This window comes from Bacteroides ihuae (genome assembly GCF_900104585.1).
In the GTDB taxonomy this organism is placed as follows: domain Bacteria; phylum Bacteroidota; class Bacteroidia; order Bacteroidales; family Bacteroidaceae; genus Bacteroides; species Bacteroides ihuae.
The window spans coordinates 929,179-943,283 of record NZ_FNVX01000004.1; the positions used below are offsets into that span (position 1 = coordinate 929,179).

The following is a 14,105-nucleotide window of genomic DNA, read 5'->3' on the forward strand; positions in this document are numbered from 1 at the left end:
TTATCTGTATTTATTGTTTTTGAAAGACACGTACATAATCAATCTCATAAGTCGCAGGAAGTTTACTTTCGTCCACTCCTTGAGCGCCTCCCCAATTACCACCCCATGCCAAATTCAACTTCAGATAGAATGGAGTATTGAAAGGCCAAGTATCCTTATTACCTGCCTTATCATTAGGAAATTTAAAGTAACTCTCACCATCGATAAAACCCCAGATATAGTCCTCCGTCCACTCAACAGCATATACATGGAAATCTGATTCGGCAGTAGCAACATATTTCTCGGCTGTTTTTTGGGTTCCTATACCATGATAATAGCTCTTACAATGGATCGATGAGCTCACATAATTAGGACGATAGCCCACCTCTTCCATAATATCAATCTCCCCATCATCAGGCCAACTTACAAAATTCTTTGGCATCATCCAAAAAGCAGGCCATGTACCTTTCCCTTGTGGCAACTTTAGACGAGCCTCAAAATAGCCATAAGTCCAACTTTTAGATGTATTCATACGGATAGAGAGGACTTCTCCCCCAATCTTTTTGGCGATAATCTTCAGCGTTCCGTCGGTTACTATAGCACACGTATCGGTACCCTGTACTCCTGCTACATAGTTTTCTATTTCGTTATTGCCCCAACCTCCATTACCGGTTTCATACCACCAATCAGAAGTGTTTGGCAATGCCGGTTTACCACCACTTAAACGAGAATCATTAAATTCGTCTTGCCAAACTAATGTATATCCGGCAGGAACATGGCTTTCTTCCATGCCTAGTTCTTGCTTCACAGTATATTTTTGCATACTCGTACCCGATACAAAGGTCAATACCGCCGTTCGTTCAGCGCCGGATTGATTAAGCAAAGTTGTCACCTTTAGACTAGTTTCTCCAACATACCCGGTAACAGGAGAGAGCGAACACCATGATTGATCCGAAGAAACGGTCCATTTGGCATTCGCTTTTACTACGATATTTTTAGTATCACCAGCTGCAGAAAAAAGAAGGTTGGTAGGAACAACCTCTATTTCAAAGGTAGGCAAAGGATCAGGAGGAATTGTATCCGGACTATTATCAGTGCCGCATCCCAACATCAATAAAAGTAAAGGCATAAAAATAGTATGCATTATTTTCATCTTTTTTTATTCGAATAGAAGGAAGCAGCTACATAAAAAGTAGTTGCTTCCTTAATTATTTACTCAAGTTATTCAGAGAACTTAAAATCATCAAAATAGAAGATGCCCGTTCCGTAATGTCCCTCTTGACCAAATTGGATAACTATTTTATCATAATCTTGTCGAGCTGCGACATCACTGAAGTCGAATGTTACTTCAACCCATTTATCTAGTTGATCAGAAGTCAATACAACCGCTTTTTCCGTGGCACTATTCCAAGGTTCGGAAGAAGAAGAGTCATATAACTTCACTGCCACTTTAGGGAGCAATTTGCCTGAAGTAGCCCAAGATTCTTTTCCATTCTCCGTTGTATAATCGTTATAAGAAGGCATCATAACTTTCATCGTAATCTTATTCTGTTTTGTTAAGTCGAACTTATAGTCCGAAGCAACAAAAGATAAATTAGAACTGGGGCTAGTCGATTTTTGATAACGATAAGCTTTATCAGAAGCATTACCGTTGAACATCGGATTATCATAAATACCAGACTTACTTCCCATGTCCTGCCCTACAAAAGTTACAGAAGGAACTGCTTCCTCAAAGTTTTCCGTAAGAGGTACTGCCTTCAAAGTTTTCACTACCGGAGGAGTACTTATATTTAATTCTTTCAGACAAAACACTAATACCCAGTCCTGGCTTTCTAGCGTATTATTAATTCGAAGTGCCATTACTTTGTCTGTTTGATAAAAGATTTCATAGTCCTGACTACCGCAATAATATCCCATAAAGGAGTTTCCTGAAAGAGTTAACTTAGGATACTTTCCACTTTCATCAATAGAAAAAGTATAATTCCCGCCTGCAAAGTCGAAGATTGCATCAGCGCCACTTACACTGGTTACATGATAACCACCTACACTTGCCGAACTAGCTTTCCGGCCATATCCTACGCCTTCATTTTTAATAATGAGTTTAGCGCCCGATTGAATGAAAGTAAATTCCGTAGCATACATCATCCAAGCCTTTTTTTCGTCAGGAGCAGCTCCCCACGATTCTTGTCCGTATGATCCCTGAGGCCCTAATCCAAGATGGCCAGTCACCTTATAGCCAGTAGCATCCGCTACTTCTTTCGCAAAATTATTATACTGATCAAACACCCATGTTTTTCCTGTAGCGTTATCTAAACCGCCTGTTAGATTGCTATAAACAGGAGTATTGATCAACCCATAGTCAGTATTCTCAATATGAATAACTTGACTTTTAGAGGCTGCAATGCCGCTAGCGGTATACAAGGTCAAAGTAACAGTATAGTCACCTGCAAAAGGATAAGACCCAATAACTGATTTGTTTTTGCTGGTACTTCCATTACCCAAGTCCCATAATATGGAACAAGGGACTTTAACATCAGAAGTATTCACAAAAGTAAATACATTCGCACTTGAAGTACTAACTTCTTGACTAAAAGAGACTTGCTCAGAAGTAATCGCATCAATTTTACCTAATGAATAATCATCGCTTTCCTGCGGGTCACAAGCCGCTACAACCCAAAGAGTTATCAAGGCCCAAAAAGCTGTTTTGATAGTATTTTTCATATCTATATATCTTTTCTAATTTATTGTAATAATACAGATTATTTCCATTGACCGTTTTGCACCAAAGCAAAATCCGTACCTTTCGTTTTATCCATTTCCCCCTGAGGGATAGGTAGATATTTCATCCAATCATCGAAAGTACGGACAGAGTTATGTGTTGCATCGTTCTCCGTCAGCACAGTAGTAGCATCTCCCCAGCGAACTAAATCCCAGAATCTCATGCCTTCGCCAAGAAACTCGCGACGACGTTCCAATTTAATATTATCTGCCGTCGCCGGAATTAAAACAGGCGTAACAAATGCACGTTTGCGAATTTGATCCAAACAATCCTGCGCATCTACACCCTGTGCTTCAGCCTGCCCATGCATCTTCACCAACTCCACATAATTCAGCAATGTCTCTGCATAACGGAAAATGCGAAGATTATTACAATAATTTAAATCGGTATCTCCCTGAGGATTATAACCCACACGAGCAGCGTATTTAGCCTGAAACAAACCTGTGTCCTGAAAGCGGGGAACATACTTCGAAGCATCCCATTTATTTATAGAACCTAAACGTCGGGTATCAGCTTCTTCATACGCATCATAAGCAGCTTGCCTAACAGGGCCAAAACCCCACCCTCCTTTAAAATCACCAGTCTTGTCACCAGCTTTTAGGCTGTTCGGAGATATAAAGGCGGGCAGATTCGTTCCATAACCTTGCCATCCGCTTGACCAAGTCTTTCCTTCTGGAAGTTGATTACTTTCAAAGATGGATTCATCGCAAAACTCATTTTTATCTAGCCACATCGCTGCAAAATCGGGCATTAATTTATACTTCTGACTTTTAATAATCGTGGCCATATCATTTGTTACTTCCGCATATCGTGATTCATCTTTCTGATAAAGAACAACACGCGCTTTCAACATAAGGGCTGCAGCTCTTGAAACTCGCCCTAAATCACTTCCAGAGGTTTTCATCGAAAGTTTGCCTTCCGTACAAGCGAAGTCAATGTCTGCCATTATTTTAGTATAAATCTCATCAGCCGTAAGCTGTTTAGCCATGTAAGGAGGAGTAGTCAATGGTTCTTCAAAGTAAGGAACATTCCCCCAAAATTTCCAAAGCAAATGCATGTAGTAAGCCCGAAGAAAATGAGCTTCTGCTTTGTATTTTTCCAGATTACCGGCATTCACATCTACGGCATTATTACAAGCAATAATAACATTGTTGCAGCGAGCCAAGCCAGTGAAGTAAATGCTCCAAAGACCATCAAGACTTTCGGCTGCCGTAGAGGTAAATTGAGATAATTTATAAAGTCCACCTTGGTCACCGGCGTCACCACCACCTTTATATATATCGTCTGAACGCAAGTCAGACATTAGAAGTACCGCGTTATAATTATTGTTAGCATAACTATCAAATAATAAAATCTGATAGGCAGAGCCAAGATTGGATAGTATGGCTCCTTCAGTTGCAGGGCCACCAGCCTCTTGCTTCTCGGTTGAAGAAGAAGTCAGAAAATCATCGCCACAGGCAGTTGTCAACAAAGCTCCTGTTAGAAAGGCTACTATCGTTAGATATTTATATTTTTTCATAACTATATTCGATTTTATAAGATTAAAAAGTAATGTTTGCTCCTACAGAAATTGTCCTAGCTTGAGGATAAACTCCACGATCTATGCCAATAGTGGTGTATCCTCCGGAAGCTACTTCCGGATCAAAGCCGTTATATCCTGTGATAGTTAACAGATTCTCTGCCGAGACAAACAAACGTAGTTTCTGAACAGAAGCTTTTAGTGTCCATGCAACAGGTAACGTATATCCTATCTGAGTCGTTTTCAGACGTAAATAAGCTCCATCCTTGATGTATAGATCAGAAGAACGCCAATTGCTATTTGGGTTAGAAGTGGTCATACGAGGTAACTTATTAGAAGTCCCTTCACCATGCCAACGATCCAGAATCCATGTAGGACGATTCATTGCGGGAATATCTCCTCTTTGAGAGAAATCAAAGATATCATTACCAGCTGTGCCTTGGAAAAATAAGTTCAAGTCAAATCCCTTCCATTCAGCACCAAACGTCACACCAAATGTCCAGTCGGGCATACCTTTACCAATCTTTGTTTTATCATTGTCATCAACGACGCCATCACCTGTTAAATCTACAAATCTGACATCACCAGGCTGTGCCTGCGATTGCATCTTCTCACCCTTGCTATTTACATAAGCATCAATTTCAGCCTGATTTTGGAATATACCTGCTGTTTTATAACCATAGAAATAAGGCCAGACTTCACCATTTTTGCCCTTAACATAGCTTCCTAATCCAGAGGCTCCGGCACTTTCATAAATAGCTTCACCCGATGCGTTTCCTAACTTAACCAGCTTATTCTTTAAATAAGAGACATTAGCCGAGACATTATAACTTAAGTCACCAACCTTCTGTTTCCAGCCAAGTTCAAATTCCAATCCCCAGTTTTCCATATCACCAACATTACCTATCGGTGCACTCTGACCAACGTATCCGGGAATCGGTTGATCCATCAACATACCATTCGTCTTTTTCTTGAAGTAATCAAAACCAAAAGTCAACGCATTATTAAAGAAACGGGCATCAAAACCTAAATCTATCTGCTCAGACTCTTCCCATTTCACATCCGGATTAGCCAATGCAGAAGGAGAAGTTCCATATTGCATCAAACCTCCTGTTTCTCCTACTTTAGACGGATCGGAGTTGTTCACTTGGTATCCTCCGCCAAAATAATAATTCTGCCCACCATCCATCAATGAAGTATAGCGGAAATTCCCTATATTCTCGTTTCCGTTCTTACCCCAGCTAAAGCGAACTTTAAAGGAGTCAAACCAATCTGGATGATTCTGCAAGTAGGGCTCATTAAGAACATTCCAGCCAACAGAAACAGCAGGGAATACAGCCCACTTATTGCTTGGGCCAAACCTTGAAGAGCCATCACGACGAATAGTAGCCTGTATCATATAACGTTCTGCATAATTATAATCAATACGTCCGAAATAAGAAGCCAGAGAAGTAAAGTCATAACCGTCTGTTCCACCCCATACACGCTCTAATTTTGCATCTGCTATTGCAGAACCAATATTCGCTTTAAGCGGGTCAGTTTCTAACAAATCACGATCACTTCCACCTAATTTACGAACAGTATATTTCTGAGCCGATTGCCCCAATACAATAGAAATATTATGCTTCTCTGCAAAAGTTTTATTGTAAGAGAATACATTTTCAACCTGCCATTTATATCCTCTGTTCATCTCACTTTGAACGGTACTATAATCCAGACTCTTTCCCTGAGTGGCCAAGAAATAAGGAAAATTATAACTGTCAAATCCCCAAAAAGCTAGATCGAAGCCATAGCTACTCTTAAATTTCAAGCCAGGCAAAAGATCTATCTCACCCCAAAATGTGCCAACTATCTTATCTGCATTATTCTTCGAAGAAGTAGGTTGATTGAGCATAGCTACTGGATTTGCTATTTCTTGAAAGCCGGTGGGTGGAATAGAGAACACCCTGCCATCTTTATCTGTTACCGCATTCGGATATTGAGCCAAGATTGAAGCAGATGTAGCTTCGTCAGCATAAACCGGAACCAAAGGAGAAAAAGTCAATGCACTACCCAATATAGAACCATATTCAGAATTAGTCTCTATACCTGTTGAATTAGTTCGAGAATAGCCCACATTTACGCCTACGCGCACTTTATTTAAGAAACGACGATCATTCACTTCAAAGACATTATAAGTCGAATTAGAACGAACACTCCAGCGCTCATAATTCGATTTATCATAGTTTCCTCCTACAATACCATCTTGATTAAAATAACCTAATGAAAGGAAATATTGCATCTTATCATTACCTCCATTTATACTTACCTGATGATTTTGTACAGGAGCATCATAATTAAAGGTCTCATCCTGCCAATCAGTACCTTTGCCGGCAGCAGCTATTTCTTCATTCGTGTATCGGGGAGCATTCCCATCATTAATTTGCCCCTCATTCATAATCACCATATATTCCGTAGCATTCAATACAGACTTCTTTTTCCAAGGATTCTGCCATCCATAACTGACATCATAGCTAACGGATGTCTTACCTTTTGTTCCGCTTTTGGTCGTAACGAGTATTACTCCATTGGCAGCACGAGCACCATAAATAGCTGCAGATGCAGCATCTTTGAGTATTTCCACCGATTGAATATCTACAGGATTCAAATAATTAATGCCACCATCCACAGGCATTCCATCTACAATATAAAGTGGATCACTGTTATTAACTGTACCAATACCACGAATACGCACCTTAGAATCAGAACCCGGCTGGCCTGAACTTTGTGTAATTTGGACACCAGAAACTTTTCCTTTTAGAGCATCTTCAACTCGAGAAGGTTTTGCCGCATTTAATTCCTCTGCAGTTACACGGCTGATAGCCGCTGTTACAACACTTTTTTTCTGAACGCCATATCCCACAACCACCACTTCATTCAAAGTTTCGGTATCTTCACGCAACAAAATGCGAAAGGATATAGAATTCTTTACCGCTATTTCTTGGCTCTTATAACCTACATAAGAAACAAGCAAAGTACAACCAGAAGGAACATTTAGAGCGAACTGACCATCCAGGTCAGTAATAGTACCGTTGGTAGTACCCTTTACCACCACATTCACTCCGGGCAAAGGTTCATTATCTTGCCCACTCACGATCACACCCTTTATCTGTATGTTTTGAGAAAATACAGTAAGTGCAATCCCTAATAGAAAAAAGAAGGATAATAACTTTTTCATAAGTTTTCATAAATTAAGATTAACGTGATGTTCGTTTGAACAATGCAAACATACTGTATTAATGGATATAGGAGATTATTTAAAGTCATTCACGAATACGTCAATTAATAATTATTAATACGTTATTGATACGTCATAATAACATAACATATTGATAATAAGTAATTTAGGCATACGTCTATCCTATTCGTCAAAAGTGTTATAGAACATAAAAATAGAGCAATAAGCATTCTCAGGTAGCAGCAGAGAAGTAGTATTTAAAGGAAGTTAAAACTTTGTATTCAGATAATCAATCAAACTGTCTTCTCGATCAAGATCAAATTTCTTTCGCAAACGATAACGGATTGTTTCCACTCCACGAATAGAAATATTAAGCAGAGGTGCTATTTCCTTGGATGAGAGATTCATTTTCAAATAAGCGCACATCATTCGCTCATTGACGGATAAATCGGGATGTTTCTCATTCAGATGTTTCATGAAATTATTGTGGATCAAGTCAAACTGTTCTTCTATGCGCTTTAGAACATCATCCGACTGAATATTCGATTCTATCTTATTGTTTATTAGTAGTAACATTTGCTTGGGTTCCTTTGATCCATCGCCCTTTAATATAGGTATAACCTTAAATAGGTCCGATTTTATCTCAGTAAGTATTTCATTCTTCCGAACAAAATTAATCATTAAATTAGCCATCTCTTGACTCTTGTGTTGAAGATCATGTTCCAGTTTGTCTTTCTCCAATTCCATGATCTGCCTCTCTTTACGTGCACTCTCCTCCTCATACTCTCTTTCAAGATTTAGAAGTTCCTTTTCCTTCTCTACAACAGCCTGAAGCTTCTTACGAGCCATTCTTATGGTATCCCATCTATAAAGGAACCAGATCCCTAATAGGAAGAAGATGAAATACGCAGCATAAGCCACACTTGTACGATACCATGGAGGTAAAATCTGAAATGAAAAGCTATCTGTGAGTGTCGTTCCGTTCTGAAATATCGCCTTAACTTCAAACGTGTAGTCACCCTCAACCAGACTACTATACTCTTTGGTATGTGAGTTGGTGAAATCGGACCAGTCATTTTGGTTTAGCCTATATTGATAACTCACTTCTTCTGCTTGCGTAAAAGAAGATATACCATATTCTATACGAATTGAGTTATGTGAGAAAGGTATTTGCGGAGTTTCTTTTTCATCCAGAAAGTTGCCCATATAGATTAATGAATCCTTTGGATAAGAGATAAAAACCTTCCTTATATACATGGACTGCTTGACTTCTCTTTTGGTTATTGAAGAAGGTACCTTACACAAGGCAAAACCATTATCATTAGGGATAACCATCAAAGAATCTGTAATCGGGATAATTCGTTCAGCTCCCTGCACCAACTCTACCGCTGGAAGTTCAATAGGTATAATACTTGTTCCTGATCCTTTTTTGTATGTGCGCAGATTAGCAATACATATCTCTTTATGACTCAGGCTAATCAGATGACTATTGTATTCTATCAATCGAGAATAAGGATTCGCACCATTCAGAAGGTTATCCATCTCCCGACAGTGTTCCATCCGGTCTGTTTTGGCATTATATTGATAAATCCCTTTTGGAGTAGCAAAATAGATATTCCCATTAATCTTACTAACATAGACATCTCTGTCTGAAGGAAATCCTTTATCAACACCATAACTTTTAATATTGATAACACGAGATAAATCAGCACTTAACTCTACCCGAAGAGTTTTGTCCGAGTTAAATACCCAGAGAATACGAGGCGATTCTTGTTCAAAGAATCGACATGAATCAAATAGCCCATCAATCTTTCGCACGACCCTCCACTCCTGTCCTATTTTCTCGAGTATATACATCCCGTCATACACGCCTACGAGTATCTTATTTGTCGTACCCATTACCGGTTTACAAGACCACGTGCCGGAGATGTTACCAACACGCTTCATCGTTGTACCTTGTATCAAGAAAAGACCTCTATCGTGAAAGCAAAATAAATCATCGCCTACCTTGCAAAGATCCCAAACTTGTCCGCTAGAATTAGCAACAGCACGAATATCAGGCAATTTATCCGTCTGCTCAACAGGATATTTTGTGTAATAAAGCCCCCTGTTTGTACCCAGATACAACATATCTCCAGCCAGAAGCGTTGCATAGCCTGTTCCAAACGAATAAGGATACGTATATAAGTTAGTTAAGGAGGAATTTAAGCAAACATAGTCAATGCCATTGTCCAGACCGGCCCAAAGATTATTCAGCGCATCAAATGCAACCGACAAAACAGTATTATTCTGCAAGCCGTTATTTTCATTAAAGTATTTTAGAGTGAGTGTTTTACTATCGATCAATATCACGCCCTTATGCACCGTGCCCAAAGCAATCAGATTTCCTGAAGTAGCAACACAAAAAGTCTCATTCTCTCTCAAAAACGACTCAGCGCCGGTCACAAAAGGAGTGGTAGCCTTACCGTCACAATAATATAATCCATCATAAGCAGTCACAACAATCACTCCTTTTTTATACGGAATGACACCCCTTATCCGTTTAGAAATGAGAGATTCCGCTCCCTGTAAAGGGAAAAAAGTATTTCCTACCAGTACATAGACTCCCTTATCCGTGCCAATATATAAAACTCCGTTTACCATATCTGAGCATTCTATCTTGCTCTGCGCCTCTATTGCAGTATATTTTCCATTCAGATATTTCAAAACCTTGCCATCTCCTTGGAAATAAAGAATATTATCATTTTCATGAATTCTCCATATATTCCCAATAAAGCGTTGGGCATCTGAGATGGAATCTGAGAGACAAGTATAAAGAAGTTCTCCTCCCATTCCGGGTTTGAAATAACCAAATTCATTAATCCCACCAACATAGATACGTTTTTGGTTCACTGACGGAAGAACAGAGCGAACATCTGAATTATTGTTTAAAGGAAAGACATTCCAAGAATTTCCATCAAACTGCAACATTCCATTTTTGTTTGCAAAATAGATCCAGCTACTGTTATAAGAAGCTATTCGCCAAGTTTGAGAACCTTTGCCATATAAATTTTTATTGTAATTGATGATAAAATTATTCCAATCGGCGGACGCATGCAGGATGGTCATACTCGAAAAAATCAAAAAGAATAGCAATCGAAAGGGCATTGATGACTGTTTTTCCATAATTTCTCTTGTTTAAGGCACAAAGTATTCACAAATCTACATAAAATTATCAAAACTATATTCATCGCTCTCGCTTTCTTAACTTGATCACAAAAGTGACCAGCCCATGAAAATGAATGCAGAGACGCCTAAACCTTGGAAATGATTTGAAAATTTCATATCGTATGAATATAATAAAAGAAGCTAGAGGAGTAGAGAAAGAGGAAGGATCTAAACACAAAAAAGGATTACCCTTTACGGATAATCCTTTTTTGTGAGCCTCTTGTCGGATTCGAACCAACGACCCCGAGATTACAAATCACGTGCTCTGGCCAACTGAGCTAAAGAGGCGGGTGGGTAAGCTTACTATATCGCGCCGCTACAACCGACTACCTTTGCTGCGATCAAGCCCTGGAGGATTTGAAGGGAGCTGGCCGTATAGGACTTACCCGGGCGCAAAGGTAGACATTTTTGGCAAACCTGCAATAGACCTCTATAACTTTTTTAGCGAACAAAGAGATAAGCATTTACGTTTCAGGTAGTTAAAGGGAAAAATAAATTGCTAAAAACAAAAAAATAAATTTGAAAGAGCTTAGAATACACTTAAAACCTTATAGCTTTAAGCCGAAACTTATGCTGAAAATGAGAAGCATTTCCACAGAAAGTAGTAACTTTGTGCACTATAACTTATTAAAATGACAGAAAATAGAAATTACTTGCAAAAATATGCCATGCACTTCGGCACTTATATGGGAGCATATTGGATACTTAAATTTATACTGTTCCCGTTAGGGTTAACCATTCCATTCCTGTTATTTCTATTTATAGGCTTAACATTAGGAGTACCATTTATGGGATATTATTATGCTCGAATGTATCGTAACAAAATATGTGGCGGAGAAATCAGCTTTGTACAAGCATGGATATTTACCGTATTCATGTATATGTTTGCTGCATTGCTCACAGCAATGGCTCACTTCATTTATTTCCGATTTATAGATCAGGGATTCATTATTAATACCTATACTGCTCTATTAGATAGTACATTGCAAGCCGGTATACCTGGAATGAGTTCCTATATAAATCAGTTCAAAGAAACCATGGAAGTTCTTCGTTCGCTTTCCCCCATTGACATCACTCTGCAACTACTCTCACAGAATGTGTTTTACGGGAGCATTCTAGCTATTCCCACCGCATTGGTTGTAAAGAGAAAAAAGAAAATCGCATAAACATTCAGCAAAATTTATATTTAAGCTATGGATATATCCGTTGTAATTCCCTTGTTTAATGAAGAAGAATCGCTTCCAGAATTGTATGCCTGGATTGAAAGGGTGATGAAAGCAAATAGCTTCTCTTACGAGGTGATTTTTATCAATGATGGAAGTACCGATCATTCGTGGGAAATTATTGAAAAGTTAAAAATGGAAGCAGGTGATGCCGTAAAAGGAATAAAATTTCGCCGTAATTATGGTAAATCACCCGCTCTGTATTGCGGATTCAAGCAAGCACAGGGTAATGTCATTATCACGATGGATGCGGATCTTCAAGATAGCCCCGACGAGATACCCGGACTATACAGGATGATTACCGATGAAGGCTACGACCTCGTATCAGGCTGGAAACAAAAAAGATATGATCCACTATCTAAAACCATACCAACGAAAGTCTTTAATGCTACAGCGCGCAAAGTATCGGGCATTAAGAACCTACACGACTTTAATTGCGGACTAAAGGCATACCGCAAAGATGTAGTAAAGAACATTGAAGTGTACGGAGAAATGCATCGCTATATCCCTTATCTAGCTAAGAATGCCGGATTTAAGCAAATAGGTGAAAAGGTAGTGCAACATCAAGCTAGAAAATACGGAACAACTAAATTTGGACTAAACCGCTTTATCAATGGTTATTTAGATCTAATTTCTCTTTGGTTTCTTTCTGCTTTTGGTGTAAAGCCAATGCACTTTTTCGGGCTATTGGGTTCTCTGATGTTCGTTTTGGGATTTATATCTGTCGTTGTGGTAGGTGTATCAAAACTTTATAATATGTACAGCGGGATGCCTTATCACTTAGTGACTGAGTCTCCTTACTTTTATCTTTCGCTTACTGCCATGATCATAGGTACGCAACTATTTCTAGCAGGGTTTTTAGGAGAATTAATATCAAGGAATGCACCCGAACGCAATAATTATCAAATAGAAGAGAGCATTTAACCAGTAAGGCCTATTCAAATTATATAATAAACAATATGAAGAATTTGGTGAAATTTATACTTTTCATAGCTATCGTAGGCTCAATCATTGGAGCCAGCGTATCTTCTTGCGCTGAAGAGAGCAACTGTGCTCTGGACGGACGGCCTACATTAAACTGCTACATGTACAAGATAGTCTCTAACGTCGTAAAGAAGGACACACTCGATTCTTTGACTGTCACTGCATTTGGTACAGATTCTATCATTATCAATAATCAGAAAAAGGTGCGCGACATCTTATTACCCCTGCGATACACAGTCGATTCTACCATATTCGTCTTACACTATAGCAAGACTTTAACTGACACCATTATCGTGCGGCATACGAATACTCCAAAGTTCATATCAATGAACTGCGGCTACCAAATGCAACAAAGCGTGACAAAGGTAAAGTATACCCAACATAATTTAGATTCAATTTATATATCAAACAAAGATGCCAACACTCTTGAAACTGAAAATTTTAAGCTTTTCCATTAAGTTTGTATTCTTTCTTTTGATAAGTTCGTCTCTATATGCGCAAAGCACAAGACCGACAGGAAAAAGTCCGGGGAAAGATAAAAAGAAAGAAGAGCCAAAAATAGAATTTCCACTATATAATGGAACCTATATCAGTGGAGATCTCTACGGATTGGGAGGCAAACTCTTGGGCAGTGACTTCTTAAGTTCTGAGGCGAGCGTAGAGGTGAACCTAAAAAATAAATACTTTCCCGTAGTAGAACTTGGATATGGTACTACCGATGCATGGAGCGATGACGAAGGGATACGCTATAAAACTGCCGCTCCCTATTTTCGTGTGGGAATGAATTTCAACATGATGTACAAGAAGAAAACTGAAAATCTTTTTTATGTAGGGTTTCGTTATGGCCTCAGTAGTTTTAAATATGATGTAAGCACACCCTCTTTTACTGACCCGATATGGAATGGCGAAATACCCAATCCGAGTTTGGTAGATGATGTATGGGGTGAGAGCAGTGCATATAACCATAAAGGCCTTAAAGGTAGCATGCAATGGTTTGAGCTAGTCGTCGGAGTACGCGCTCAAATTTATAAAAACTTCATGATGGGATGGTCAGTCCGAATGAAATATCGTACATCTTCCTCCTCTAGTGAATACGCCGACCCTTGGTACGTTCCGGGATTTGGTACTTATGGCAACTCTCAAATGGGACTTACTTACTCTCTGATCTACAAATTACCTTATTAAAACATTTCGCAC

At 39.0% G+C, this 14,105-nt stretch carries 9 protein-coding genes and 1 tRNA gene; 4 read left to right on the forward strand and 6 right to left on the reverse strand.

Going from position 1 to position 14,105, the window contains the following annotated elements:
- Positions 1-10: 10 nt before the first annotated feature.
- From BQ5338_RS04675 to BQ5338_RS04700, 6 genes are all read right to left on the reverse strand, one after another.
- Positions 11-1,132, reverse strand: coding sequence for a family 16 glycosylhydrolase (locus BQ5338_RS04675; RefSeq protein WP_071145621.1), 1,122 nt, complete (start codon positions 1,130-1,132; stop codon positions 11-13).
- Positions 1,133-1,200: 68 nt separating this feature from the next.
- Positions 1,201-2,700 carry a PKD domain-containing protein gene (locus tag BQ5338_RS04680; protein WP_071145622.1) on the reverse strand — a complete coding sequence of 500 codons (1,500 nt, stop codon included), beginning with the start codon at positions 2,698-2,700 and terminating at the stop codon, positions 1,201-1,203.
- Between the two features lie 38 nt (positions 2,701-2,738).
- A complete protein-coding gene (locus BQ5338_RS04685; RefSeq protein WP_071145623.1) occupies positions 2,739-4,277 on the reverse strand; it encodes a RagB/SusD family nutrient uptake outer membrane protein in 1,539 nt (512 codons plus the stop codon).
- A 22-nt stretch (positions 4,278-4,299) separates the two neighbouring features.
- Positions 4,300-7,494, reverse strand: coding sequence for a SusC/RagA family TonB-linked outer membrane protein (locus BQ5338_RS04690; protein WP_071145624.1), 3,195 nt, complete (start codon positions 7,492-7,494; stop codon positions 4,300-4,302).
- Positions 7,495-7,761: 267 nt separating this feature from the next.
- Complete coding sequence (locus BQ5338_RS04695) at positions 7,762-10,659, reverse strand: triple tyrosine motif-containing protein (protein ID WP_071145625.1); 2,898 nt, start codon at positions 10,657-10,659, stop codon at positions 7,762-7,764.
- 256 nt (positions 10,660-10,915) lie between these two features.
- A tRNA-Thr gene (locus tag BQ5338_RS04700) sits at positions 10,916-10,989 on the reverse strand.
- A 344-nt stretch (positions 10,990-11,333) separates the two neighbouring features.
- On the opposite strand from BQ5338_RS04700, the gene BQ5338_RS04705 reads away from it, so the two are divergent.
- The 4 genes from BQ5338_RS04705 to BQ5338_RS04720 are packed head-to-tail and all read left to right on the forward strand — an operon-like array spanning position 11,334 to position 14,093.
- Positions 11,334-11,867 (forward strand): DUF4199 domain-containing protein, encoded by a 534-nt coding sequence (locus tag BQ5338_RS04705; protein ID WP_071145626.1) that lies wholly within the window; start codon positions 11,334-11,336, stop codon positions 11,865-11,867.
- 27 nt (positions 11,868-11,894) lie between these two features.
- On the forward strand, positions 11,895-12,848 hold the full coding sequence (locus BQ5338_RS04710) for a glycosyltransferase family 2 protein (RefSeq protein WP_071145627.1): 954 nt from the start codon (positions 11,895-11,897) through the stop codon (positions 12,846-12,848).
- 35 nt (positions 12,849-12,883) lie between these two features.
- On the forward strand, positions 12,884-13,366 hold the full coding sequence (locus BQ5338_RS04715) for a DUF6452 family protein (protein ID WP_071145628.1): 483 nt from the start codon (positions 12,884-12,886) through the stop codon (positions 13,364-13,366).
- On the forward strand, positions 13,335-14,093 hold the full coding sequence (locus BQ5338_RS04720; RefSeq protein ID WP_162841094.1) for a DUF6048 family protein: 759 nt from the start codon (positions 13,335-13,337) through the stop codon (positions 14,091-14,093). The genes BQ5338_RS04715 and BQ5338_RS04720 overlap by 32 nt, the downstream gene beginning before the upstream one ends.
- Positions 14,094-14,105 lie beyond the last annotated feature (12 nt).